At 67.1% G+C, this 24,435-nt stretch carries 29 protein-coding genes and 1 pseudogene; 13 read left to right on the top strand and 17 right to left on the bottom strand.

The window, feature by feature from the left end:
* Positions 1–16 precede the first annotated feature (16 nt).
* The 10 genes from ACFYXH_RS24510 to ACFYXH_RS24465 are packed head-to-tail and all read right to left on the bottom strand — an operon-like array spanning position 17 to position 5,646.
* Positions 17–295 (bottom strand): gas vesicle protein K, encoded by a 279-nt coding sequence (locus tag ACFYXH_RS24510; protein WP_389566655.1) that lies wholly within the window; start codon positions 293–295, stop codon positions 17–19.
* Positions 292–519 carry a gas vesicle protein gene (locus ACFYXH_RS24505; protein WP_389566652.1) on the bottom strand — a complete coding sequence of 76 codons (228 nt, stop codon included), beginning with the start codon at positions 517–519 and terminating at the stop codon, positions 292–294. Before ACFYXH_RS24505 ends, ACFYXH_RS24510 begins: the two co-directional genes overlap by 4 nt.
* Positions 520–522: 3 nt before the next feature.
* Entirely contained in the window at positions 523–1,320 is a 798-nt protein-coding gene (locus ACFYXH_RS24500; protein WP_389566649.1) for a GvpL/GvpF family gas vesicle protein, read from the bottom strand.
* A complete protein-coding gene (locus ACFYXH_RS24495) occupies positions 1,317–1,679 on the bottom strand; it encodes a gas vesicle protein (protein WP_389566646.1) in 363 nt (120 codons plus the stop codon). The genes ACFYXH_RS24500 and ACFYXH_RS24495 overlap by 4 nt, the downstream gene beginning before the upstream one ends.
* The gene (locus ACFYXH_RS24490; protein ID WP_389566643.1) at positions 1,666–2,691 is read right to left on the bottom strand and encodes an SRPBCC family protein; all 1,026 of its coding nucleotides are present in this window, start codon (positions 2,689–2,691) and stop codon (positions 1,666–1,668) included. The genes ACFYXH_RS24495 and ACFYXH_RS24490 overlap by 14 nt, the downstream gene beginning before the upstream one ends.
* A gap of 6 nt (positions 2,692–2,697) precedes the next feature.
* Positions 2,698–3,819: a histone protein gene (locus tag ACFYXH_RS24485; RefSeq protein ID WP_389566640.1), complete on the bottom strand. Its 1,122-nt coding sequence runs from the start codon at positions 3,817–3,819 to the stop codon at positions 2,698–2,700.
* A gap of 7 nt (positions 3,820–3,826) precedes the next feature.
* On the bottom strand, positions 3,827–4,075 hold the full coding sequence (locus ACFYXH_RS24480) for a gas vesicle protein GvpG (RefSeq protein WP_389566638.1): 249 nt from the start codon (positions 4,073–4,075) through the stop codon (positions 3,827–3,829).
* Position 4,076: 1 nt separating this feature from the next.
* Positions 4,077–4,823, bottom strand: a complete 747-nt coding sequence (locus tag ACFYXH_RS24475; protein WP_389566636.1) for a GvpL/GvpF family gas vesicle protein — start codon at positions 4,821–4,823, stop codon at positions 4,077–4,079.
* Positions 4,824–4,826: 3 nt separating this feature from the next.
* The gene (locus ACFYXH_RS24470) at positions 4,827–5,291 is read right to left on the bottom strand and encodes a gas vesicle structural protein GvpA (protein WP_389566633.1); all 465 of its coding nucleotides are present in this window, start codon (positions 5,289–5,291) and stop codon (positions 4,827–4,829) included.
* Between the two features lie 34 nt (positions 5,292–5,325).
* Positions 5,326–5,646 (bottom strand): gas vesicle protein, encoded by a 321-nt coding sequence (locus ACFYXH_RS24465; RefSeq protein WP_389566630.1) that lies wholly within the window; start codon positions 5,644–5,646, stop codon positions 5,326–5,328.
* A 217-nt stretch (positions 5,647–5,863) separates the two neighbouring features.
* Between ACFYXH_RS24465 and ACFYXH_RS24460 the strand changes: the two genes are divergently transcribed.
* Together ACFYXH_RS24460 and ACFYXH_RS24455 are read left to right on the top strand one after the other, a co-directional pair.
* Positions 5,864–6,019: a DUF6131 family protein gene (locus ACFYXH_RS24460; protein WP_389566627.1), complete on the top strand. Its 156-nt coding sequence runs from the start codon at positions 5,864–5,866 to the stop codon at positions 6,017–6,019.
* Positions 6,020–6,359: 340 nt separating this feature from the next.
* Complete coding sequence (locus ACFYXH_RS24455; protein ID WP_389566625.1) at positions 6,360–6,851, top strand: hypothetical protein; 492 nt, start codon at positions 6,360–6,362, stop codon at positions 6,849–6,851.
* A 20-nt stretch (positions 6,852–6,871) separates the two neighbouring features.
* On the opposite strand, the gene ACFYXH_RS24450 is transcribed toward ACFYXH_RS24455, so the two are convergent.
* From ACFYXH_RS24450 to ACFYXH_RS24440, 3 genes are read right to left on the bottom strand one after another with little or no spacing between them, the layout of a single operon-like run.
* The gene (locus ACFYXH_RS24450) at positions 6,872–7,654 is read right to left on the bottom strand and encodes a metallophosphoesterase (RefSeq protein ID WP_389566622.1); all 783 of its coding nucleotides are present in this window, start codon (positions 7,652–7,654) and stop codon (positions 6,872–6,874) included.
* Entirely contained in the window at positions 7,651–7,905 is a 255-nt protein-coding gene (locus tag ACFYXH_RS24445; RefSeq protein WP_389566619.1) for a hypothetical protein, read from the bottom strand. The genes ACFYXH_RS24450 and ACFYXH_RS24445 overlap by 4 nt, the downstream gene beginning before the upstream one ends.
* Positions 7,902–8,531, bottom strand: a complete 630-nt coding sequence (locus ACFYXH_RS24440; protein ID WP_389566616.1) for a hypothetical protein — start codon at positions 8,529–8,531, stop codon at positions 7,902–7,904. The genes ACFYXH_RS24445 and ACFYXH_RS24440 overlap by 4 nt, the downstream gene beginning before the upstream one ends.
* Before the next feature lie 347 nt (positions 8,532–8,878).
* Here ACFYXH_RS24440 and ACFYXH_RS24435 point away from each other — a divergent pair, with 347 nt between their 5' ends.
* The 4 genes from ACFYXH_RS24435 to ACFYXH_RS24420 all read left to right on the top strand — a co-directional run bounded on the left by ACFYXH_RS24435 (position 8,879) and on the right by ACFYXH_RS24420 (position 12,022).
* Positions 8,879–9,124, top strand: coding sequence for a DUF6158 family protein (locus tag ACFYXH_RS24435; RefSeq protein ID WP_389566614.1), 246 nt, complete (start codon positions 8,879–8,881; stop codon positions 9,122–9,124).
* A 97-nt stretch (positions 9,125–9,221) separates the two neighbouring features.
* Positions 9,222–10,772 (top strand): FAD-dependent oxidoreductase, encoded by a 1,551-nt coding sequence (locus tag ACFYXH_RS24430; RefSeq protein ID WP_389566611.1) that lies wholly within the window; start codon positions 9,222–9,224, stop codon positions 10,770–10,772.
* Between the two features lie 407 nt (positions 10,773–11,179).
* Entirely contained in the window at positions 11,180–11,713 is a 534-nt protein-coding gene (locus ACFYXH_RS24425; RefSeq protein ID WP_389566817.1) for a type 1 glutamine amidotransferase domain-containing protein, read from the top strand.
* Between the two features lie 135 nt (positions 11,714–11,848).
* Positions 11,849–12,022, top strand: a complete 174-nt coding sequence (locus tag ACFYXH_RS24420; RefSeq protein WP_389566609.1) for a CsbD family protein — start codon at positions 11,849–11,851, stop codon at positions 12,020–12,022.
* A 91-nt stretch (positions 12,023–12,113) separates the two neighbouring features.
* Here ACFYXH_RS24420 and ACFYXH_RS24415 read toward each other — a convergent pair whose 3' ends face one another.
* Together ACFYXH_RS24415 and ACFYXH_RS24410 are read right to left on the bottom strand one after the other, a co-directional pair.
* A complete protein-coding gene (locus tag ACFYXH_RS24415; RefSeq protein ID WP_389566606.1) occupies positions 12,114–12,446 on the bottom strand; it encodes a DUF3140 domain-containing protein in 333 nt (110 codons plus the stop codon).
* 182 nt (positions 12,447–12,628) lie between these two features.
* Entirely contained in the window at positions 12,629–13,138 is a 510-nt protein-coding gene (locus ACFYXH_RS24410; RefSeq protein WP_389566604.1) for a DUF664 domain-containing protein, read from the bottom strand.
* 179 nt (positions 13,139–13,317) lie between these two features.
* On the opposite strand from ACFYXH_RS24410, the pseudogene ACFYXH_RS24405 reads away from it, so the two are divergent.
* A pseudogene (locus ACFYXH_RS24405) lies at positions 13,318–13,824 on the top strand (dihydrofolate reductase family protein); the annotation flags it as partial.
* 14 nt (positions 13,825–13,838) lie between these two features.
* Here ACFYXH_RS24405 and ACFYXH_RS24400 read toward each other — a convergent pair.
* Both ACFYXH_RS24400 and ACFYXH_RS24395 read right to left on the bottom strand, forming a co-directional pair.
* On the bottom strand, positions 13,839–14,396 hold the full coding sequence (locus ACFYXH_RS24400) for a hypothetical protein (protein ID WP_389566601.1): 558 nt from the start codon (positions 14,394–14,396) through the stop codon (positions 13,839–13,841).
* Between the two features lie 111 nt (positions 14,397–14,507).
* Positions 14,508–14,804: a DUF1876 domain-containing protein gene (locus ACFYXH_RS24395; protein WP_389566598.1), complete on the bottom strand. Its 297-nt coding sequence runs from the start codon at positions 14,802–14,804 to the stop codon at positions 14,508–14,510.
* 356 nt (positions 14,805–15,160) lie between these two features.
* On the opposite strand from ACFYXH_RS24395, the gene ACFYXH_RS24390 reads away from it, so the two are divergent.
* From ACFYXH_RS24390 to ACFYXH_RS24365, 6 genes are all read left to right on the top strand, one after another.
* Positions 15,161–16,387, top strand: a complete 1,227-nt coding sequence (locus ACFYXH_RS24390) for an ABC transporter substrate-binding protein (RefSeq protein ID WP_389566595.1) — start codon at positions 15,161–15,163, stop codon at positions 16,385–16,387.
* A 65-nt stretch (positions 16,388–16,452) separates the two neighbouring features.
* Entirely contained in the window at positions 16,453–17,334 is an 882-nt protein-coding gene (locus ACFYXH_RS24385; protein WP_389566814.1) for a carbohydrate ABC transporter permease, read from the top strand.
* The gene (locus ACFYXH_RS24380; protein ID WP_389566593.1) at positions 17,334–18,167 is read left to right on the top strand and encodes a carbohydrate ABC transporter permease; all 834 of its coding nucleotides are present in this window, start codon (positions 17,334–17,336) and stop codon (positions 18,165–18,167) included. The genes ACFYXH_RS24385 and ACFYXH_RS24380 overlap by 1 nt, the downstream gene beginning before the upstream one ends.
* 38 nt (positions 18,168–18,205) lie before the next feature.
* The gene (locus tag ACFYXH_RS24375; RefSeq protein WP_389566590.1) at positions 18,206–19,402 is read left to right on the top strand and encodes an ABC transporter ATP-binding protein; all 1,197 of its coding nucleotides are present in this window, start codon (positions 18,206–18,208) and stop codon (positions 19,400–19,402) included.
* A gap of 456 nt (positions 19,403–19,858) precedes the next feature.
* A complete protein-coding gene (locus ACFYXH_RS24370; RefSeq protein WP_389566812.1) occupies positions 19,859–21,985 on the top strand; it encodes a SpoIIE family protein phosphatase in 2,127 nt (708 codons plus the stop codon).
* Positions 21,986–21,987: 2 nt separating this feature from the next.
* The gene (locus ACFYXH_RS24365; RefSeq protein ID WP_389566586.1) at positions 21,988–24,435 is read left to right on the top strand and encodes a SpoIIE family protein phosphatase; all 2,448 of its coding nucleotides are present in this window, start codon (positions 21,988–21,990) and stop codon (positions 24,433–24,435) included.

Here is a 24,435-nt window from a genome sequence, read left to right as displayed (position 1 = left end):
CGCGTCAAGCGCGAATTCAGCTGCGCGGAAGAAGGCTACCGAGTGGTCCGAGGTCGAGGTTGAGGTCTTCGGGACGCAGCCCGTGCTGGTCGCAGAGTTCGGTCATGCGTTGCTCGAGCAGCATGAGTGTTGTACCGATCTCGTCGACCTGATCGTCAGTGAGATCGCCCAGTTCAACACGGCGAATCGCCTGACGTTCCATCAGCTGTCTGAGGAGCTCCACCACGGTCAGAACAAGCGCGACGAGGTCATGTCCCATCTGGTCCCGGTCCAGGTCGAGTCGACTGGCCGTCATAGGGGGCCTCCATCCGCCCAGGGTGCGGGAACTCGCTCGTTGACGGACGACAGCAGTGCGTGCAGGGACAGCCGCACCAGTGGAACATCGGCGATCGCGATGACCAAATCACCGCTGATGACCACGCCAGTGGCCAGAAGACGGTCCAGCAGGTCGACGAGCGGAACTCCGATGGGGCCCGACAGGGGCTCCGGAGAATCCCAGGGCACCACCTCGTGCGTCATGGCTTACACCTCGCCGACGAAGGAGTACGGCACCCAGGGCCCTGAAACTTCGATCTGCGCCCCGGTCCGCTGCCGCAGCGACTGGGCCAAGCGGCCGAGTTCATGAACCCGGTGCTCGGCCACCAGGTAGGTGGCGTTGAGGATCTGAATACGCCGATTACCCGCCAGCTCTTGGCCGTGTGACCGTAGCCGGCGGAACGCGGTTGCAAGGGTCCGGAGTTCGGCATCCACCTCGTCCGCGATGCGCAACGTCTCTTCTTGGTGGCGTTCGCGCCGTTGCTGAATACCTCGCTTGCGATCCAGGTAGGCAAGTCCGGCACCGGGGGCCGGGGGGGCGGACACAGCAGGTGGGGTGGTGGGGCGCGCGATGTCCGTCGGGGTGCTGGGGGCGTACACCTTCACTCCCCATTCGTCGTGATTCTCGATGCGTTTCAGAACAGCGTGGAAACGGTCCGCTTCGCTCGCCAGAGCTTTCCGTGCGCTCGCGTCGCTGAGATACAGAGTGGCCAGCGGAAGGGGAATCGTAGGGCCGCCGACGGAAACGGCGGAAACCACTTCATGGTGAGCGCGTGCACATCGCTCGAGCTCATCGCGGTCCGAGAGGCGTTCCTGCCAAGCCTCGTCGATGAAGTCAGCGGCGGGCACGTGCTGGACGACAGCGGTGAGCGTCCCGAACGGCAGACTTCGCACGGGCGCTTCGCCCGAGAGGCCGGGCAGCCGCGTCACCGTGGCCGGCTCCAGGCTCCGGCAGACAGCGAAGGCGTAGGTGGCGACGGCGGAGTCGGGGGCCTGCTCCTTCATGTGCCTCGCTTCTCCTTGGTCCGTTGCAGGGACGAGGTGTCGTCGTACCCCTTCGATTCCAGCGCCTCCAGGCGATCACGCAGCTGGCGATTCTCGTCCTGCAAGGCGCTGCGGGACGCGCGGGAGCTCAGTGCCGGGTCCGTCTCCCACCAGTCGATGCCGGCCTTCTTCGCCGTGTCCACGGATGCCACGAACAGACGGAGCCGGATGGTCAAGAGCTCGATGTCGAGAAGGTCGATCTTGATGTCACCGGCGATGACGATCCCCTTGTCGAGGACGCGCTCAAGAATGTCGGCGAGGTTGGTGGTCTGGGGCCCGGCGACAGGTTGGGAGCCTTGTCTGAAGTCAACGTCGGTCACGTGGCCGCCTCATTCGTCTCTCCTCGTCGTCAGGTTCCTCTTCCTCTTCCTCCTCCCACTCACCGTCCTCGTCTCCCTCGCCTTCCTCGTCTCCCTCGTCTCCCTCGCCTTCCTCGTCTCCCTCGTCTCCCTCGTCTTCCTCGTAGCCGTCGTCCTCCTCCGTGTCCTCGGCCTCTTCATCAGCTGCTTCTTCCGCCTCCATGGCCTCTTCATGGGACACGACAACCTCGCCGTCACGGATTTCGCCGCGCCAGCCTTCGGGCTCCTCGTCGGTGAGGGTGACGTACCGCTGGAAGTGTTTGAAGTCCAGTCGCAATCGGCGACCCTGCGCGCGCCACAGGTTGCCGGTCTTCTCGAAGAACCCGGATGGGTAGTACTCCACGACCAGGACGATGCGGGTCAGAGTCGGCCCCAGCTCATGAAAACTGACGGCGCCGCGGGTGGTGCCCTTGGCACCCTCGGACGTCCAGACAATGCGGTCGTCGGGAATCTGCTCTTGTACGGTCGCTTTGAAGCTCCGCGAGGAAGGCCCGACCTTGACCTTCCAGTCACTGGACATCTCGTCCTCCATCGAGACGTCCTGGACCCCCTTGGTGAAACTGCCGAACTGGTCGTACTGCGTCCAGTGGTCGTAGGCCGTGCGTAGGGGCACTCCCACATCAAGGACTTCGATGATGTTCATGGACTTGCCGCTGCCGCCCTTGCGCTTCCCTTTGCCTCCACCAAGAACTTCTTTGGCTTTGTCCACGACGTTGTCCTTGACGCCTTTTGCCTTCTGGGTGACAAAGGCTTTCAGCGGTGACTCTCCCTGCAGGATGGAGCCGACCGCAGGCATGAGGGATCCGCCGTTCTCGGCGACATCGGTGAGCCGATCTGTAACATCGGTGAGCTTGTCGCCTGCCTTCTCAGCAAGTTGCCCCATCTGTGCGCTGAGGAAGTTCGACAGCTCTTCGCGGAGACGGTCAATACCCGACTCTTCTGCCTCGGGCTCGTCTCTTTTCGTCTTGGCCATGGTTGGCTACCTCCGGCGATCGGCGCGGTTGGTTGTCTTCTTGGCGGCGCGCCGCGACGACGTCGTCTTCTTCGCCGCGCTCTTCTTGGCCGTAGCCGTCTTCTTCGCCGCGGCCTTCTTGGCCGGAGCCGTCTTCTTCGCCGCGCTCTTCTTGGCCGTAGCCGTCTTCTTCGCCGCGGCCTTCTTGGCCGGAGCCGCCTTCTTCGCCGCGCTCTTCTTGGCCGTAGCCGTCTTCTTCGCCGCGGCCTTCTTGGCCGGAGCCGCCTTCTTCGCCGCGGCCTTCTTGGCCGTAGCCGTCTTCTTCGCCGCGGCCTTCTTGGCCGGAGCCGCCTTCTTCGCCGCGGCCTTCTTGGCCGGAGCCGCCTTCTTCGCCGCGGCCTTCTTGGCCGGAGCCGCCTTCCTACCTGCGGCCTTCTTGGCCGGAGCCGCCTTCCTACCTGCGGCCCTCGTGGAGCGGCCTCGGGGCGTCCGTGTCCGTGCGGATTGAGACCGCTTTGCTGCCGCTTCTCGAGAGCTGCGGCGCCGCCGCGGACTTACCTCCTCCGGCTCTTCCTCTTCTTCTTCCTCCTCTTCTGGCTCCTCCTCTTCTTCCTCCTCCGGCTCCTCCTCTTCCTCTTCCGGCTCCTCCTCTTCTTCCTCCTCCGGCTCCTCCTCTTCCTCTTCCTCCTCTTCCGGCTCCTCCTCTTCTTCCTCCTCCGGCTCCTCCTCTTCGTCCTCGTACTCTTCCGGTTCGGCCTCCTCTTCGTACTCCTCCTCTTCCTCTTCCTCTTCCGGCTCGGCCTCTTCCTCGTCCTCGTACTCCTCCTCGTCCTCACCCTCGCCGAGGCGGGCTGTACGATCACTGATCGCGTCGGCCAACGAACTCATCCCTCGGTTCGCTGTAGCTGTCAACGCCTTGCGGCCGGCCTCGAGGACCTCCCCCTTCAATTGCCCCTGCAGCTCGGCGAATTGTGGGATCTCACCCAGCCTGCGCATCCCTTCAGCGACGAGCTGACGCGGTTCGAGCCCGAATCGCCTGCCCGCGACATACGTTGCCACGGTGAGGGCCAGTCGGCCTTTCTTGGTGCGGCCCAGCACGTAGCCGCCCACGATAGACACGGCGAGGGCCAACTTGGTTTGCTCGTCCATGGGTTAGTCACCTTCGTTCATTCCGCGCGCAGGTCGCTTCATGGAGTCGGTCGAGCAGCCGCTCCTCTTCCCGCTCGAACTCCTCTTGACTGATGTTTCCGTCTTCGAGCTCCTGATTCAGCGCGACCAGTTGGGCGCGCAGTACGGCGGGGTCATGCAGCTGGCGGTCGGCAGCTTCATTGACTTTCTCCGCTACCCAGATCACTCCGCGGACCGGTGCGAGAGGGAATGTGAGCAGTCCCGTGAAGAGTCCCATGTCATGCTCCAGTCGGCGTGGGAGTGCCCTCTGCGGCGACGAAGCTGTAGCACGGCAGAGGCCCCGCAATGCGAAGCTCGACGCGTTCACGGTGGGCATCGGCAAACCGCTGCGCCGTCGTTCGGAAGACGTCGCTGTCGCTCCGGTTGACGAGGAAGGACACGTTGAGAGCGCACCCCTGAACTTCCGGTCCCGCTGCCACCGCGCGGGCCACGGGCGTGAGCTCGCGCACCGCCCGCTGACCGGCTTCGGCCGCCCTGCGGGACAGCGCCCCGGCCACGGCTTCACCCAGCCGGAGAGTGGCGTCGTAGCTGGGATGGCGACGTACATCCTCGCGGAGCCGCCGGATGTTCTTGTCCTCGGCGACGAGGGCGGCCAAGCCGTTCTGGGCCGGAAGGGCCTTGATATTCATCTCGACCCCGCCGTCCAGGTGCTCCAACGCCGCGATGTGGTGCGTCTCGGCGGCCGCCAGTTGCTTGCGCACGGCCTCCTCGTCCGGTGCAACCATTCCGAAGCGCATGGGCAGCACTGGTCCGCCGTCAGCCAGACGCATCAGAAGATCCTGGTGTGCGAGCAGATCGCGACGGCGTGCACGCAGCTGCGGGGGCGCATCGCTGACGACGGCGGTGACCGGCCCCTGCCGGACCACTCTCAAGGACGCAGGCGGGCTGCCCACGCCGGAAGCGTCCGTCGGCAGCGGTTTTCCGGTCCGGATGATCGCGTAGACGTACACACCATTGTTCGTCACCGGTCATGCCTCCACACGTCGGCGTCGACGGGCCCCGCTGCCGGCAGGCGCGCGTCGACGCGGCCGCTCCTGCTGCTCCTCGTCGGCCTCATCGGACTCTTCGGAGTCATCGTCGTCACCGCGTCCGACCGCCTTGCGCACCGTGTCACCCACGGTTTCCGCGGCCTTCCTCACCTTGCGCTTGCCGACGGACTTGGCCGCACCGCCGCCGATCAGCTCCGGGACGGTGGTGCTGCCCGAGTCGCGCTCCAGGTCCAGTCGGTTGCACGCTTCGGCGAACCGCAGATAGGTGTCGACGCTGGCGACCACGATGCGGGCGTCTATCTTGAGGATCTCGATGCCCACCAGTGAGACCCGGATGAACACGTCGATGACCATGCCCCGGTCCAGGATGAGTTCCAGCACGTCGTACAACGTGCCGGCGCGCGGCGGGCACGCAACCTCGTCGGAGTACACGGTCGTGGGCATGGGTGCGTCCTCTCAGCTGGTCGGGCAGCGCAGATCACTCGTCGGCGGAGCCCCTTCGATAGCGGCGGACCCTGCGGTACTCCAAGAGCTCACCGCCCTGATCGAGTTGCACCTCGTACGAGGCGAGCAAACTCGTTGTGTCCGGAATTCGAGCCACCTCAAGGACGTCAACGACGACGCACCATCCGTCGTCCGTGTGTCGTACTGCCGACACGCCCTCTACGGGATGGCTGATCAGCCCCTCCAGCCGCTGGCAGGCATCGCGGCCAGCCTGCTCCGGCCCCCGGGTGGAGGAGGCTCGGCGGCCCGACGTCTTTGCCGAGGGCCGCTCCCGCGTGCGCCGCTGTTCTGCCATAGCAACAAGTCTCATCGCTAACAGGAACGGCGCATCTTGTGCTGAGCCGTCGGCGTGGCCGCTGCGCCCCCGTGCGTAGCACCGGGGGCCTGCCACGCGGCTGCAGGGTGATGCGCGGGTCGCGTAGCGCGCGGCTGTCGGATCCGGGAGCGGTTGCCGCCTCGACAGCCGAGGAGCAGAGTGATTTGGAGATCTTTAGGCGAATCGGGAGGTCACCGTGATCGCTCTGGGCGTCATTCTGCTCGTCATCGGGTTCGTGACCGGTATCAGCATCCTTTGGACCATCGGGATCATCCTGGTCGTGATCGGGGCAATCTTCTGGATCTTGGGGTCGGTCGGGCACGCGGTCGGCGGGCGGCGACACTACTGGTAGAAGACCGCGCCTACGGGGGCGCTCGCGTAGTTCCGGTAACCGAGAGCATCTGACAGCGAATACGGCCCGGTTGCCACATTCGCCACCAGGGTTACCCAGAGACCAGCCTGATTGCGGCGCGCTGCTCCCCGGAGCGGCGATGTCACCGGTTTGCTCACACCGGTGACGATGGTCGACGTGTCATTCTCCGGGCCACCCGGTGCGCCGGCCGGCGTCGGCCCCTACCTGCTCGGTCCGAGCTCTCGTCGCAGCGATCAACACGGCTACGCCCCCCGCAGAGCGTCCCGTCGACGCGGACACCGGCATCCCGGACGTGAATACGCAAGGAGGGAAGAACGTCGTGGACGAACGATCGCACCTGCTCGGCATCTACCTCAACGACCATCTTGCGGGCTCTTTCGCCGGCACCGATCTGGCCCGTCGCATGGCGAAGACTCACGAGGATCCGACAGTCTCCACGGCCTTGGGGCCCATTGCGGCAGAGATTGGCCAGGACCGTGCGTCTCTGCTGGAGATCATGAGCAGGCTCGACCTCCCGGTCCGCCGTCACAAGGTCGTTGCGGGCTGGCTGGCCGAAAAGGCCGCCCGCCTCAAGACCAACGGCCGCCTTGTGCGTCGTTCGCCGCTCAGCTCCCTGCTGGAACTGGAGATGCTGCGACTGGGCGTGGAGGGCAAGGCGGCGGCATGGAAGACGCTGCGGCGGGTGGCTGACAGCGAGCCGCGGTTGGAGTCGCAGATGCTGGACACCCTCCTTGAGCGTGCGGGGCGTCAGCTGCGGACGCTCGAGGAACTGCGCCTCCAGCAGGCGGGAACCACATTCCGACACGCATGATGTGCCCTCTTGGCGCTGCCTCAGCCGAGCATGGCGGTGTCCGGCCTCCCCGCCGAGCCCGCCGCGCCGTCTCGGCCCGCGTGCACGGGCAGGTGGTAGACGGCGAAGGCGCGTCCGATCACCGGCTGGGCGACATTGCGCACGCGCACCCCGCCGCTGGTCATCCCATGCTCGCTGCCCAGGTGCGCATGGCCGTGAACAGCAAGGTCGGCTCCGGCTTCGTCCACGGCCTCGGCCAGCAGGTAGCTGCCCAGGAAGGGAAAGATCTCCGGCGGCTCCCCAGCAAGGGTGTCCGGGACGGGTGCGAAATGCGTCAGCGCGATCCGTACGGCGCAGTCGCGCCCCTTGAGCTCCTCCAGCGACCGTCGAAGGCCATCAGCGCAAAGCCTGCTGCGACGCATGAACGCCTTCATCTCGAGCTCACCGAACTCGCCGCCGCTGCGTCCGGCGAACCCGCCGCCGAAACCCTTCGTACCGGCGACCCCCACCCGCACGCCGCCGACGTCCAGCACGGCGCACTCGCTCTCCAGAACGGTCACGCCGGCCCCACCGAGCAGCACCGTCACCTCGGCCTGCTGGTCGTTGTTGTAGTCGTGGTTGCCGAGAACCGCCACCACCGGCACGTCCAGGCCGGCCACCTCCCCGGCGACCACCTCTGCCTCGTCGACCGTCCCGTGCCGGGTCAGATCACCGGCGAGCGGTAGTACGTCGGCGCACTCGCCCAGAGTGTCGAAGGCCGGCCGGAGCGTCCCCGCACCGTCGGGTCCCATATGGATGTCGCCGACTGCCGCTACTCGGATCACGAGAGCTCCTCAGGATGGTCGGGTGCGGTCGTGGACACCACCACCAAGTCCTCCCGCAATGAGAGCCCCTGGAGCACCTCTCGCGCGACACGCAGTATCTCGTCCCGGCACGCGGGGCTCGAGACTGTGCCGGACAGCAGGACGGTGTCGCCGCGCAACTCGATCCGTAGACCCATCTCCGCGGTCGGCCCGCTCGCCAGCCGGTCTTTCAGGTGTGCGATGCGGTACTCGGCGGTGTCGCCATGAGTCATGGCTTTGCTCCCCGCTGTTGGATGATCTCCAGACGCTCGAGGAGGTAGAGAAACGCCTCGGGCATCGGCGAATCCCGGTGCTCGCCGCGCACTCGGTCCCAGTCGATCTTCTCGCGCAGGCCCCGGGCGATGGGGAGTACGGCTCCGAAGTCACAGTGGTGCTCGGAGAAGGCGGCGAGCAGACTACTGACGAGGTCGGTGGGCGACAGAACAGGCATGCGCACCGAGTCCACCGGCAGGGTCTCGGCCCGGCCGAGCAGCTCTGGAGTCACCGGCTGTTGTGCCAGCTCGAAGATCAGGTCGATTTCCTCACCATGGCTGCGGGCCTTGATCAGCCAGTCCTCCGGCGGGGTCCGCACCTCCACCTCAGCGTTCTCCAGCGCCTCGGTCACCACGGCCGCGTCTTCGCGCAGAATGCAGAAGTCGGTGTCGTGCTGGAGGCTGACCGGCACGCCGTGAGCGTAGGCGGCCACGCTGCCGGCCAGAGCGAACGAGTGCCCGCCGCTCTTGAGTGTGGCGGCCACATGCTTGGTGGCTTCCAGGATCGCCTGAGTGCGATCCGGCGGGAGCGGCCAGGCACTGCCCCGCACCTCTGCGCTCTGTTGCCGCACGCGTCCGCCCTCCACAGCGCTGCCTCCGGCCGGCCGCTGGTCAGCCGGGTTACCCCGGCCACCGGGCTGAGGCCTACGAGTAGATCCTCACCAAATGCGCCGTACTCGCCCACCGACCGTCGCGGCCCCGTGTCGGCTCGCGTGCCAAAGCCTGCCCGTGGGGCCAGAGTGGAAGAGATGGCCGAGGACCGGTTCCTGGTGCGGCGCAAGGGAACGGTCCCCGCGGCCGGCTCCGGCGGGCGACGTAACGCAGTATCTGGAGCGCTGCGACCCCTGCGCCCCTGCCCGAATCGACGGCATCACGTAGTTGCTTCCCCAGCGGGTAGCAGGTACTGGACGAAGTACAGACGGAAGGAAGTCCGATGAGCGACGCTGGAGGCAGGCACAGGGGTGTGGGGCCGGCAGATCTCGACGACCAGCAGCTACTGCGGGAGCTGGAGACCATTCACCGCACGCGGCACGACACGTTGCTGCACGGCTCACAGAACGCGCTGGTAGCGCACAGCATCCGCATGACGGAACTGGAAGCCGAGTACCTGAAGCGCCATTCCGACCACCCCGTGGCGCCCGGCAGGACACGGGAAGGCGCCCGCGCGAGGACCGAGTGAGTGGCGCCGTACGTCGCGCCCTCGGCGAACTCGGCCACTGGAAGTCCGTTCACGCACGACGCCGTTGGCCAAAGGGCAGAAAGGGAAGTCGGCAATCATGGCTGCGGAACGCCCAACGACCGACGAGTCGTACTGGATGGTCACCACCCCCGGTACCGGCTACCCACCCGCCGGCACAGATTTGACCGCCGAGGTCGCCGTCATCGGCGGGGGCATCGCCGGCCTGTGCACCGCATGGGAACTGGTCCGGGCAGGCCTGGACGTCGTCGTCCTGGAGGCGGACCGGATCGCCGCCGGAGTGACCGGGTACACCACAGCCAAACTGACGTCCCTGCACGGTCTGGCCTACGCGCGGCTGGAGGCAAAGCACGGCGCGGACAACGCCGGGTTGTATGCGCTCTCGCAGCAGGACGCGGTCGAGCGGACAGCGACTCTCTGTGCCCAGCTGGGCATCGATGCCGACCTGGAGCGCGCCCCTGCCTACACATACGCAGAGGATTCGAAACGCGCGGGCGAGATCAGGGACGAGGCGGAGGCCGCCCGCAGGGCGGGACTCGACGCTTCCTTCGTGACCGAGACGGAACTGCCCTTCCCGGTCTCCGGCGCGGTGCGCGTCGAGGGCCAGCTGCAGTTCCATCCGCGGAAGTTTCTGCTCGCCCTGGCCGAGAAGTTCGTCGCCGCGGGCGGCCGCATTCACGAACGCAGCCGTGTCACCGCACTCCACGACGGCAGCCGCTGCCGACTGTCGACGGAGGGCGGAGTGACGGTCCAGGCGCGCGATGCCGTCATCGCGACGCATTACCCGGTATTCGACCGCACCCTCCTCTTCACCCGGCTCAAGCCCCGTCGGGAACTGGTGATCGCCGCGCCGGTACCGTCCGATGCCGCGCCCACGGGCATGTACATGAGTCCCGAGGACAGGGTCCGTTCGGTGCGCAGCGCGCCCTACGACGAAGGACGCCGGCTGCTCATCGTCACCGGTGAATCGTTCGAGCCGGGGGCCGGAGACGTACGGCAACGGTTCGCGCGCCTCGACTCCTGGGCGCGCGAGCGGATGCCCGGCTTCGCAGAGGCCGACAACGCCTACCGCTGGGCGGCGCAGGACAACGACTCGAGCGATCACCTGCCGTACGTCGGACACGCCCACCCGGGCACCCAGCACGTCTATGTGGCCACCGGCTTCGGCGGCTGGGGCATGAGCAACGGGGTGATGGCCGGCCGCCTGCTCGCGGCCCACATCGCAGGCGTGGGCCGACCTGCCTGGACCGACCTCTACGACCCGAGGAGGCTGCCTCGGGTGAGCGAGACGGCGGAGCTGGTGAAGTTCCAGGCTTCTGCCGCCCGGCACTTTGTCGGCGACCGCTTGCACACCAGCCACGTCGACTCGGTGAACGACATCCCGCCCGGCAGCGGAGCGGTCGTACGACTGGAGGGAAGACGCTGCGCCGTGTACCGCGACGAGTCGGGCCACGTCAGCGTGCTCTCCGCCCGCTGTACTCACCTCGGCTGCCTGGTGCGGTTCAACGATGCCGAGCGGGTCTGGGAATGCCCCTGCCACGGCTCCCGCTTCGCGACGGACGGTTCGGTCCTGCACGGACCCGCCACCCGGCCACTGGAATCTCGTGAGGCGCCCGGAACCGGGGGATGACGTAGAGCGCGGTGGCGCCATGGGCCAGCGCCGCGCCGCCCATGACTAGGTCCCGCCCCGCTCTCTGAGGCGGCGCCCCGGTACTGCGGCTCGGATAACCGATGGCGGGGATGCGAAACGCCCCCGGTGCTTATGACGGAAAGTAGCTGCCTGGCACTCATGAGGCACACCTCGTGCGGGCGCGGGACGAATCGCATTCGTTGGATTGCCCACCAAGTGGAAATAGCACGTCTCATCACGCTGGACACGGTCTCGGACACCCGCATCCTGGTCTGGTTCCGGTCTCCCAGCGGCCCGCCCGGAAGGCGGGTTCTGAAAGTTTGGGATATGCCGCGGCAATGTGGGCACTCGCGGTTGAGATGGACGGGTACTTATCGCCGCGCATCGACGGAAAGGACGTGAGTCCCGTGCGAGTGGCGTTTCTCATGGCTCCCGAGGGTGCGGAACAGGTCGAACTGACCGACCCCTGGCAAGCTGTCGTAGACGCCGGTGGTGAGCCGGAACTACTCTCGACAAAGTCCGGACGCGTGCAGGCTTTCCATCACCTCGACAAGGCCGACACCTTCCCCGTTGACCGGACGGTCGCGGAGAGCAATGCAGAGGACTATGCCGGGTTGGTGCTTCCCGGAGGCGTCGCCAATCCGGATGCACTGCGCATGAACAAATCGGCTGTCGCATTCGTCAGGCTGTTCTTTGACCTGGCCAAGCCGGTGGCGGCGATCTGTCACGCCCCCTGGACGCTGGTGGAGGCCGATGTGGTGCGCGGGAGGACGCTGACCTCTTGGCCCAGCCCGCAGACCGACATCCGCAACGCGGGCGGCACGTGGGTCGACGAGGAGGTCGAGGTCTGTCGTGCCGCCCCCGCCACCCTGATCACGAGCCGTAAACCCGCCGATCTGAAGGCTTTCTCTTCGACGTTCATCCCGGAGTTCGGCAAGTGAAGCGGCAGCACCCTGGAGAGAGCCGGATGGTTACCGTAAGCAACAGAATGACCAATAGGCACCCACATGCGCACTCTGGGTGATGGGCGCAAGATGGGCATGCCAGCCCACTCCCCACATGAAAGGGCAACCGTCATGAGCAAGGCAAAGGCGAAGGCAAAGCAGGCCAAGGGAAAGATGAAGGAAACCGTCGGCAAGGCCACTGACGACCTGAGCATGCAGGCGGAGGGCCGCGGCGAGCAGATCACGGGCAAGACCCAGGAAGTCGCCGAAAAGGCTGCCGACCGGGCGAAGAAGTCCGGACGGTAAGCCGGGATCGCTCAAGGGCTGGACCTGAGGCGGTACCCACCGCGTCAGGTCCAGCACTGCTTTTGGCGTCAACCCCGCCGTTCCGCCTCTTTCAGGGCTTGAGCGGATCGTGCCCGAGGGTCATGAGGCTGTGACGCGCCTGAACGTCCCCGGCATCACGTACCCGCTCCTGCTCCGTTTCGACGGCTTCCACGACTTGGTGCATGACCCGTACGTCGTCGTCAGTGAGGTCGGCACGCCGCTTCAACAGAATCGACAGCACATGCCGGCCCGCCTCGACGTCGGCGCCCGTCGGCAAGGTTTCCGCGCTCTCGGCCGCCTCGCGGGTTTTGAGCCATGCGCTCAGTTCCTGGGAGGTCATGTTCACCAATTGGTGAAACTCATCCCACAGAGCCTCGTTCTCGACTGCGTCCATTTCACCCATGCTCGGCTCCGTACATCGTGCCGTCTCTGCGGGCAGGCAGCCGCGCCGGCCATCGCCGGCGTCTTTACAGCCCTGCCGATGCCTCTCGGGTGACCAATCGGCAAGGACTCCAAACCTGCCGAACAGAAGCGAGCCCCGACGATCAGGAATTCCCGGTGGACAACTTCCAGCCGGGGAGCACGTCAACGGCGCTCGAGGGAGCCTCGGACAAATGCTGCCTGGCCGACGTGCTGCAGGTCGTCGGCGATAACGCTGATCAGACGGACGCCCAGAGTGACCGGCGGGGACCAGGACTCGTCCACGACTCTGTCGAGCGCTGCGTCGTCGAGCCCGCGCACGAATCGCATGGTCTGCTCGTGAACGGCGTCGTAATAGCCGAGCAGCAGCTCGGCGGACTGGACCTGTACCGCGGCGACCTGCTTGCTGGAGTGGCCGAACCCGGTCGCCCTCTTGGTGAAGGGCAGCTCGAAACGGTCCGCCCAGTCCTGGGAGAACCACACCTGCTCCCATGCGGCTGCATCAGCCACGTGATCGTCCTGGATGCGCGACAGATGCCATACGAGCCAGGCGATCGAATTCGCGTCGGCATCCAGCCGGACGTTGAGGTCATCCGGTGAAAGCCCGTCGACCGCCGCGTGTACTGCCTCCCGGACACGCTCGAACGCATCCGCCAGCAAATCCGAGCTGTTCATGCATCGATCCTTGATCCTGGGCCGTCCCGGCAAGTGGGTATGTCTCCGGAACCACCGTGGCTGTTCTTTCTCCGGACCCACCATGAACCCTCTGCCGCCCCGGCCAGGCGTTCGACACGAAGTAGCGCGGCAGACACAGGTGATCGCGCCCCAAAACGCGTATCAACACCTCGGGCACATGGCACATGGTCGACGACGAGCTGCACAGCCACTTCAACGAGCAGCTCAAGGTGATGGGCGCCTTCCTCGACGGACGTGTCACCCATGAGCTCATGGCCGGGTTCTGGCCAACCGCCGACTCAGACCCCTCAAGTACCCGGCCGGTGGCGGAGTTTGCCGGTATCTGGCGGGACATGCCCAAGATCGCGTATTCCCGGACCCTGGAGCGGGCCGACTGGAACACCACCATCGTGCGCGACGTCGTCGTCGAGGAGGTCATGGCGCTCAAGGCGCAGCCGGGCGGAGATCTCGGGCTTGGTGGTGCCGACCTCGCCGCGACCTTCATGCAGCACGATCTGATCGACGAGTACCGGCTCTACGTTCATCCGATCCTCATTGGACGGGGCAAGCCCCTGTTCCAGCCATCGAACGCCAAGATCAATCTTCGGCTCGCCGAGACCCGGACCTTCGGCAACGGAGTCGTCCTCCTCCGCTACCAGCGTGCTGAGGCTTCGTCGTCGGGATGACGCAGACTGCGCGATCACAGCGTGGTGACCGGCGCGTCCGGCGGCAGCCGGAAATGCGTGCGCGCGGCCGACTCCAGCGTGCTCGTACCGTCCCAGTCTTCGCGCCGCACCACCTCCGCGCCCCCTTGCGAGAACGAACGGCCGATCCACTCGTCATAGCCCGCACCGTCGGGCGGACTGTCCTGGCGTCGTACGTGGTAGCCGCCCTTCCCGTCCTTGGACAGCTCCACCAGCCACGGCGCGCGGACGCCTGTTCCCTCGACAAGGGTCCGGCCCCGCGCTGCCAGTTCGGAGCAGCGCGTGACCAGACCCACCTTCAAGGCCCCGCCATCCATCTCGCGGATCTCGACGACCTTCTCCGCACAGAACCACCGGGCCGTGGAGGCCAACGAGGAGTCGGCCAGTATGCCGCCCTCCTTCTCCAGTCCGGCGACCAGTGCGTCATGCACGACCGGCTGGACAGCCTTCCTCAGCGTGGGATCGACATCAGGCGCGGGTGCCGTGCAGCCCGCGACCACCACCGCAAGGACTCCATACGCACCCGCATACCACCACACCCGCGCACCGCTCATCGTCTCCCCCGCCCCCACGCTGCCGCGCCGTGAACTCTACGTGGAAGCACGATTGTTCAGGTCCTGATATCCACTGGCTCTTACACCTGCGACCCAGCTGCAACGGCACTACTAGGTCATGTCCGACCAGGCGTACGGCGGCCGGATAGGTCCGCTCCCCGATCCGGCGCCCACAGCCTCCAGGTCACGATCGGCCACCCTCATCAGCTGCCCGGCGATGTCTCTCATGGCCCGGCTCGCCGCCAGTTCATCGCCGATTGCGGGGACGTCCACGTCCTGGGGATTGCAGTGCGCCACCCCGTGGCCGGTGAGCGTCGCGGTGCCAGTGTCCAGCACCGCCTCGGCCTTCGTCGTGCCGTCCTCCTCGGTCAGGCATACACGGACCTTCCACTCAAGTGTCCGAGTCATGGCGCACCTCCTCGCCCGCGGCCGCTGTGCGCCGCCGCGACGCAGTCCTCCTTTCAGGATCCCCCCACCGGGGCCAGGTCGCGCGCCACCCGGAAAGGGGGACCCGCCAGGCAAGGCGGCTGGCCATCCGGGGGATCTCCTGTCCCCCGCACGACGCGTTGCGCTGGGCGGGGCGGGGGACCCGTTACGTTCCGGAGACGAAGGCACTGCGCGGGGTGACCAGGCACCCGGTGACCGCCGGGTCCGGGAGGTGAGCGGTGGGGCACACGAACGGGCAGGCCCCGGTGCGGGCGCGCGGCGAAGCATCGCCGCGACCCACGAGCCGTGGCGCCGCACGGCGGCTGCGGTGCCTCACCGTGCTTCCCCTACTGGCCGGACTGCTGACCTCCTGCGGCTCAGAAGAATCCGGCCCGGTCAGTCTGAACTGGTACAACTTTCCCGACGATTCAGGTGCCCTGGCCGGCGCAGCGAGCAACTGCACCCGCGCCTCGGGCGGGCGCTACCGCATCGCGTACAACAAGCTCCCGCGCGGCGCGGACGGCCAGCGTCAGCAGCTCGTCCGCCGGCTCGCCGCCCACGACGACACTCTGGACATCCTGGGCCTCGATGTCACCTGGGCTGCGGAGTTCGCCGAGGCCAACTGGATCCTGCCGTGGACGGGCGGCAATCGCCGGAGTGCCACCGCGGGCACCCTCGAGGTGCCGCTGCGAACGGCGACGTGGAAGGGCGAGCTGTACGCCGTCCCGTACAACACCAACACGCAGTTGCTGTGGTACCGAAGCGACCTCGTGCCCAAGCCCCCCAAGACCTGGGCCGAGATGCTGGGCATGGCACGCAACCTCGCCAAGGAAGGCAAGCCCCACTACGTCGAGATCCAGGGCGCCCAGTACGAGGGGTTGACGGTCTGGTTCAACACGCTCGTGGAGAGCGCGGGCGGCTCCATCCTCAACGCCACAGCCACTGCACCCTCGCTCGGCCCGCCCGCGGTCCAAGCGGCCACGATCATGCACAACTTGGCCACCTCACCCGCCGCAGACCCCTCCTTGTCCAATCAGATGGAGGATCAGAACCGCCTGGCCATGGAGTCGGGCAGCGCCGCCTTCGAGCTGAACTACCCGTTCGTCTATCCCTCGATGAAGGCGAACCAGCCCGGCCTGTTCAAGAGTTTCCGCTGGGCGCCCTACCCCGGCGTGGACCCCGGCCGGCCATCGAAACCCACCATCGGAGGCATCGACCTCGCCGTCGGCGCCTACTCACGCCACCCTGACCTCGCGTTCGAGGCCGCGCTGTGCCTGCGCAACCGTCAGAACCAGATGACCGCGGCGCTCAAGGGCGGGCTGCCGCCCACGCTGCGCGCGCTCTACTCGGACAAGGCACTCTTCAAGAGCTACCCGTTCGCATCCGAAGTGCTCTCGGCCCTGGAGAACGCCAGCGTCCGCCCCCAGACCCCCGCCTATCAGAACGTGTCCATCGCGATCTCGCACACGCTCTCCCCGCCATCGGCGATCAGTCCCCGGAGCGACGTAGAGAACATCGGCAACCAGATCGAGGACGCCCTCCAGTCCAAGGGGCTGATCCCGTGAACACCCCGACCCCCGCTCCTTCGACGGCTCCGGCCCCCGGCCCCGGCCCCGGCAGGACCGGAGCGTTGTCCGAGGGCGCACGGCAGGAGCGACGGCTGGGCTGGCTGCTGTGCGCGCCCGCAGTGGTCGTGATGCTCGCCGTCACGGCCTACCCCATCGGCTACGCGATCTATCTTTCTCTGCAACGCTACGACCTGCGCTTCCCAGGTCAAGCGCGCTTCGTGGGCCTGAGCAACTACGCGGCCGTGCTCTCCTCCGAGTTCTGGTGGGAGGCGTTCTGGGTCACCCTGTTCATCACCGTCATCTCCGTAACCGTGGAACTCGTCCTCGGCTTCGCGCTGGCCCTGGTCATGCATCGCGCCATCTTCGGCCGCGGGACCGTGCGTACCGCGATCCTGATCCCCTACGGCATCGTCACCGTGGTCGCCGCCTACTCCTGGCAGTACGCCTGGACCCCGGACACCGGCTACCTCGCCGCACTCCTGCCGCCCGGCGATGCCCCGCTGACCGAGCAGTGGCCGGCCATCGGGCTGATCATCCTCGCCGAGGTCTGGAAGACCACCCCCTTCATGGCGCTTCTCCTGCTGGCCGGACTCGCCCTCGTGCCTGAAGAGACGCTGCGCGCCGCCATGGTCGACGGTGCGTCCGCCTGGCAGCGCTTCCTTCTGGTCACGGTGCCGCTGATGAAGCCGGCCATTCTGGTGGCTCTGCTGTTCCGCACCCTGGACGCCTTCCGGGTCTTCGACAACATCTATGTGCTGACCTCGGGAGCTCATGGCACCGGCTCGGTGTCGATCCTCGGCTACGACAACCTGTTCACCGCGCTCAACCTCGGCATCGGATCGGCAATCTCCGTGCTCATCTTCCTTTGCGTCGGCCTGATCGCCTTCGCCTTCATCAAACTCTTCGGGGCTGCCGCCCCCGGCTCACAGGAGGCGGATCGCTGATGGCCGGGGCAGGCAAGAGGCACCTCACCGGCTGGGCCATCGCCAACACCGTGGTGATCGCCTATGCCCTGTTCCCGGTCTGGTGGATCGCAGCCCTGTCGTTCAAGGACCCCAGCACCCTCACCGACGGCAACTTCGTCCCCGACAAGTGGACGCTGGAGAACTACAGCGGCATCTTCCAGACCTCGGAGTTCACCAGGGCCCTGATCAACTCCATCGGTATCGCCCTGATCGCCACAGTGATCGCCGTTGTGCTGGGCACCATGGCCGCCTACGCCGTAGCGAGGCTCCGTTTCCCGGGCAAGAGGCTGCTGATCGGCATGTCCCTGTTGATCGCGATGTTCCCGCCGATCTCGCTGGTGTCCCCGCTGTTCAACATCGAGCGCATTCTGGGGATCTTCGACACCTGGCCGGGGCTGATCATCCCGTACATGACCTTCTCCCTCCCGCTCGCGATCTACACCCTGTCGGCGTTCTTCCGGGAGATCCCATGGGATCTGGAGAAGGCGGCCAAGGTCGACGGGGCCACGCCCGCCCAGGCGTTCCGGCTGGTGATCGCGCCGCTGGCCGCGCCGGGCGTGTTCACCACCGCCATCCTCGTCTTCATTTTCTGCTGGAACGACTTCCTGTTCGCGATCTCCCTGACCTCGACAACCAGGGCCCGCACCGTGCCCGCGGCGATCGCCTTCTTCACCGGGAGCAGCCAGTTCCAGCAGCCCACCGGTTCGATCGCCGCCGCGGCGGTAGTGATCACCATTCCGATCATCGCCTTCGTGCTGCTGTTCCAGCGGCGCATCGTCGCCGGACTGACGTCCGGGGCCGTCAAGGGCTGACCGGCAGCAGCCGACCGTCAGGACAAGGAGCACCGACCGTGGCCGAGATCGTTCTCGAGGGCATCACCAAGCGGTTTCCCGACGGCGCCCTGGCCGTGCGGGACGTCAACCTCACAGTCGGCGACGGGGAGTTCGTCATCCTGGTCGGGCCCTCCGGTTGCGGCAAGTCCACCACGCTCAACATGATCGCCGGGCTTGAGGACATCACCGATGGCACCCTGCGGATCGATGACCAGGTCGTCAACGACAAGGCGCCCAAGGACCGCGACATCGCCATGGTCTTCCAGAGTTACGCCCTCTATCCGCACATGACCGTGCGAGAGAACATGGGCTTCGCCCTGCGCCTGGCCAAGGTCGACAAGACCACCATCAGGAGCAAGGTGGAAGAGGCCGCCCGCATCCTCGACCTGACGAATCATCTGGACCGCAAACCCGCGAACCTCTCGGGCGGTCAACGCCAGCGCGTCGCCATGGGCCGCGCCATCGTCCGCGACCCCAAGGCGTTCCTGATGGACGAGCCGCTGTCCAACCTCGACGCCAAGCTCCGGGTACAGATGCGCACCCAGATCTCTCGACTTCAGCAGCGTCTGGGCACCACCACCGTCTACGTCACCCATGACCAGACCGAGGCCATGACGCTCGGGGACCGTGTGGTCGTCATGCGCAGCGGCGTCGTTCAACAGGTCGGCACCCCGCAGTATCTCTACGACGAGCCACGCAATCTGTTCGTCGCGGGGTTCATCGGCTCACCTGCCATGAACTTCCTCCAAGCCACCCTGGAGGAGAACGTGTTGCGCACCATCGTCGGCGAGATCCCCGTGTCCGACGAGGTACGCCAGAGCCTGGAGCGCCAGAACGCGTCCCGGGACCTCATTGTGGGTCTGCGGCCCGAAGCCTTCGAGGACGCCGCACTGGTCGATCCGGGCCGGTTGGGGACGGGGACCACCTTCACCACCACCGTGGATGTGGTGGAGTCCTTGGGCTCGGACGTCTACGCCTACTTCACCGAGGAGGACTGGCAGCCGACCGCCACCTCGGAACTGGACGAGCTGGCCGCCGATTCAGGCATCAGTGAGACGGGAGCCAGCGGCCATCAGATTGTCACCCGGCTCAGTACCGGGACGCAGGTCCGCGAGGGGAGCCAGGCCGAGTTGTGGGTGGACACCTCGAGGATCCATGTCTTCGACCCACGCACCGGCGCGAACCTCACCCACCGGGAGAACAGCGGCGGATGAGCCCGGACTGTCCGAGCGAGCCTGGCGTGCAGCCGACGTAGTCGCCCAGGCATCGACGGACGGTCTCGCGCAGAGCTGCGGACTGCTCGCTCATGACCTTCACTCCTCGACGGCAGGGGCCAGGACAGACCCCAAGTCAGCCGTATCGATGTTCTTCAATGCAACAACCTTCGGACTGATTCGAAAAACGTCAACATAGAAGCATGTCGAAGCAAGAGTTCACCGGCTGCTGCCCGAGATGACCGACAAGCTCGCGGCATCCTCACCCGTCCCGGATCATCACGGCTCCGTTCACCCACGCCACGCCTCGGATAGGGTGATTTGATAGAACCTGCACCCGGAAAAGCCGTACCCGAAGACGGTGCACCGGTGATACGTCGGCAGCGCCCGGCCGGTAGATCGCCAGGGAGTCGCCTGCAGGCGGAGCGCCCCACACCCCGGGGTTAGGTCGTTGTGTTGGACACACACGAGTCGACGAGTGATGTGCCGGATCAGCCACTGTCGGCGATCGGGTACGCGGGTGTGCTCCGCGAGCTGCTTCCTATCGCGCTGTGGAGGGCCGATGCGGACGGGCGCCTGGTGGAGTGGTCGCTCGCCGCGCAGGATCTGCTCGGTTACGAGCCGGAGGAGCTGCTGGGCCGGCACGGGATCCCGATACTGGTCCCCGAGCCCGACTGGGAGCCGGCCGATCAGCTGATGCAGAAAGTCCGGGCGGGTGAGGCTGTCGTCGGGTCCCTCCCGGTGCGGCACCGCGACGGGCATCTCGTGCCGATGGAGATGTGGATCTGCCCGGCTGCGGACCCGCAGGGAGGGGCGGGCATCCTGGCCATCGCCGTGGAGACCTCCGAGGTTCTACGCATGCGGGATTCACTGGCGGCCCTGGAAGGTCTGTTCACCCAGTCCCCCATCGGTCTGGCCATGCTCGGCCCCGATCTGCGCTTTCTGCGGGTCAATGACGCGCTGGCGCGGATGCAGGGCGTCTCCGCCGCCGACCACCTCGGCAAGCGGCCGGCCGAGGTCGCGCCGGGGGTCAACACCGCGGAGCTGGAGACGGTGATGCGGCAGGTTCTGGATCGCGGAAAGGCGGTGGTCGACGTACGCCGCACCGGTCGCACGCCGGCCGATCCCGATCACGACCGGATCTGGTCCTGCTCCTATGCTCCACTGCTCGACGGCGTCGGCCGGAGGCTGGGCCTGATCGCTTCGCTGATCGACATCACCGCGGGGCAGCAGGCGCAGGTCGAGGCCGGCCGGGCGCGCCGGCGCCTGGCGCTGCTGGCCGAGGCGGGCACGCAGATTGGGACCACCTTGGATCTGCGGCAGACCGCCGAGGAAGTGGTGCAGGTACTGGTGCCCCAGTTGGCCGACTCGGCCGACGTACAACTGCTGGAAGAAGTGCTCGACCCCGATGAGGCCGCCGCATCCACCCACGGCGTGGTGCGTCGGCTGGCGGCCGCCTTCCCCGATCCGTCCGCCCCCACCGCGAGACTGGCCGTGGGCGCCACCTTCCAGGTCCCGATCGGCTCGGTGTACGAGCAGGTCATCGCCGACGGGCGCCCCATGAACCTCTACAAGGCCGATGTCCCGGCGCTGATCACCGATCCGCGCGCCGAGCGACTGCGTACCTACCTCGGCACCCTGGGCTCCGCGCGACTGGTCCCGCTGGTCGCCCGTGGCAAAGTGCTCGGCGCCGTGGTGGTGACGCGTGCCCGCAGCCGCGAACCGTTCGACGAACAGGACTGCGTGCTCATCGACGAGCTGGTCGCCCGAGCGGCGCTGAACATCGACAACGCGCGCATGTACACCAGCCAGCGAAAAGCGGCGCTCACGCTGCAACGCAGCCTGACGAACAACGCGCTACCGGAAGTGACCGGCCTGGAACTCACCGGGCGCTACCTGCCCGCCAGCGATCACGAGGTCGGCGGCGACTGGTTCGACGCCATCACCCTGCCCGACGGCAGGACCGGGCTGGTCATCGGAGACGTCATGGGGCACGGAATCCATGCGGCGGCCGTCATGGGACAGCTGCGCACAGCGGTGCGAACACTGGCACGGCACGATATCCCACCGGCTGAGATGCTCCGTTCCCTGGACGCCGCCGTGAGCGACCTGGGTGAGAATGAAATGGCGACGTGCGTGTACGCGGTCCACGACCGGGCTGCCGGCGGTTGTCTGATCGCCAGAGCCGGCCATCCACCTCCGGCCGTGGCCGACGCCCAGGGGACGATTGCGTTCCTCGACGGCCCATCGGGTACGCCCTTGGGGGCGGGTGGGCAGGACTTCCAGACCGAGCAGGTGCCGCTGCCCCCCGGCAGCCTGTTGGTGCTGTACACCGACGGCCTCATCGAGGCCCGCGACAGAGACCTCGACCAGGGCATGCAGCAACTCGCCCAGGCGCTGCGGCAACTCGACCACCCGTTGGAGGAGATCTGTGACCGCGTCCTCGGCCAACTGCTGCCCTCCACGGCCCAGGACGATGTAGCGGTGCTCCTCGCCAGAACTCTGCGTCCGCGGGGCTCGGTGCGGAGTCACCCCGAGCGGATCCACTCGCGCGGTCCCGCTGGGAAGGTGCAAGGCTGGTAGCGATGGACAGACCGGTGACGACGTTCAGCGAGGGACCGGAAGACCCCTTCGCGGTGCGGCGTGCGGCTTCGGCGGTGCTGGACGACCGCGGGACGATCGTCGGCTGGAGCAAGCGGGCCGAGGCGCTGCTCGGCTACCCGCCGGAGGAAGCCCTTGGGCGGACGGCGCTCGGTTTCCTGGTCGACCCCCGCGAGAACGACGTCGTCCTGGACGCCGTGGCGGCGTGCGCACGCGACCGGGGCTGGTTCGGGGTGGTGCCCGTACGGCACCGCGACGGTCATCGTGTGGAGCTGGGGTGCCGGGCCCGGGCGATCATGAGGGGCGACTCCCGCTGCGAGTGGTTTCTCGTCGCTGCGCCGGCCGAGGAGGTCGTCCAGTGGGAGACGGACCGGTCGGTCCTCGACGGGTTGTTCCGCCGCTCCCCGATCGGTCTGGCCGTCTTCGCCCCGGACCTGAGCATCCTGCGGGTGAACCGGGCGATCGCGAGGTTCAGTCAGATACCGGTCGAGGCGCACCGGGGGCTCCGCACCGGCGACTTCCTCATCCAGCGGGACTCCGAAACAGTGGTGAACCAATTGCGGGAGGTACTGGAGACGGGCCGGTCCTCGATCTCCACCGAGCAGCCCTGCGTCCTGCGGCAGGACCCGGACCATGAGCTGTTCGTGTCGATATCGGCATTCCGGATGGAGGACCCCTCCGGACGGATCCTCGGCGTGACGCAGACGGTCGAGGATGTGACCGACCGGTATGGGGCACGCCATCGGCTCGCGCTTCTCAACGAGGCCAGCGCCCGCATCGGGACCACGCTGGACGTGGCGAGGACGGCGAGTGAGCTGGCCGAGGTTGCGGTCCCGGACCTCGCCGACTGCGTCTCCGTGGACCTGCTGGAGCCGGTGGCCCGCGGCGAAGAGCCCAGCCAGGAGGTACTCGGAACCGTGCGCCGCATGGCCATCCGCAGCACCATGCCGGACACGCCGGAGGTGATGTATCCGGTGGGCCGCACGATTCACATCCCGCCGGCGAGTCTGCAAGCGCGGTGCCTGGCCGCGCGGCGTCCGGTCATCGACGCGCATCAGGAAGGCGTTACCGGGTGGCTCTCCAAGGACCCGGAGCGTGCTGAGCGCGTCCTCAGCCTGGGTAACCCCTCGCTGATGGTGGTGCCGCTGGTCGCGCGGGGGCTCGTGCTGGGTCTGCTCAGCCTGTGGCGGTGGCGACGGCCCGATCCGTTCGAGGAGGACGACCTCACACTCGCCGCGGAGTTCGCCTCCCGCGCCGCGGTCTGCATCGACAACGCACGCCGCTACACCCAGCAGCACGACGCGGCACTCACCCTGCAGCACAGCCTGCTCCCGCACGAGGTGCCCAGTCACCCCGCGGTCGAAATCGCCCACCGCTACCTGCCGGCCGACGCCACGACCGGCGTCGGTGGTGACTGGTTCGATGTCATTCCACTCTCCGGGCTTCGCGTCGCACTCGTCGTCGGCGACGTGGTCGGCCGCGGTATCAACGCGGCGGCCACCATGGGCCGACTGCGCACCGCCGTACACACCCTGGCCAACCTCGACCTCGCCCCGGACGAGGTCCTCTCCCGCCTCGATGATCTCGTGGACCGCCTGGCCGCCGAGCAGGAGCCGAAGGACGAACATTTCCCTCAAGTCATTGGCGCAACCTGCCTGTACGCGGTCTACGACCCGGTTTCGAGGCACTGCGCCCTGGCCCGCGCCGGTCACCCGCCGCCGGCGGTGGTGGACCCGGACGGGCAGGTGCGCCTCGTCGACCTACCTGCCGGTCCGCCGCTCGGCCTGGGCGGGCTGCCGTTCGAGGCCGCCGAGCTGGAACTGGCCGAAGGCAGCCTCCTGGCCCTCTACACCGACGGCCTCATCCAGGGCCACAAGCGAGACGTCGACGAGAGTTTGGCGGCTCTGTGCGGGGCGCTGAGCCTGCCCGCTCGCTCTTTGGAGGACACGTGCAGCGCGGTGGAGGACGCGTTGCTGCACGACCGGCCGACCGATGAGGTCGCCGACGATGTGGCACTGCTCCTCGCCCGTACGCGCGTCCTGGCCAGGGAGAAGGTGGACGCGTGGGAGCTGCCCGTGGAGCCCACCGCCGCTGCTCATGCCCGCATGCTGGTGGCATCCCAGCTGACCGAGTGGGGGCTGGAGGAGATGGTCTTCACCACCGAGCTGATCGTCAGCGAGCTGATTACCAACGCCTACAGGTACGGGGAGGGGCCGATCGGCCTACGAATCATCCGTGACCGCCACCTCATCTGCGAAGTGTCCGACACCGGCAGCACCTCGCCACACCTCCGGCGCGCCCGCACCACCGACGAGGGCGGTCGCGGACTCTTCCTGGTGGCCCAGCTCACCGAGCGGTGGGGCACCCGGTACACGCGTGACGGCAAGACCATCTGGGCCGAACAGCCGCTGCCCGCCACGTCGGCAACGTGA

The organism is Streptomyces sp. NPDC002730, from assembly GCF_042888805.1.
Taxonomy (GTDB): domain Bacteria; phylum Actinomycetota; class Actinomycetes; order Streptomycetales; family Streptomycetaceae; genus Streptomyces.
This window is presented reverse-complemented; position numbering and strand designations above follow the sequence as displayed.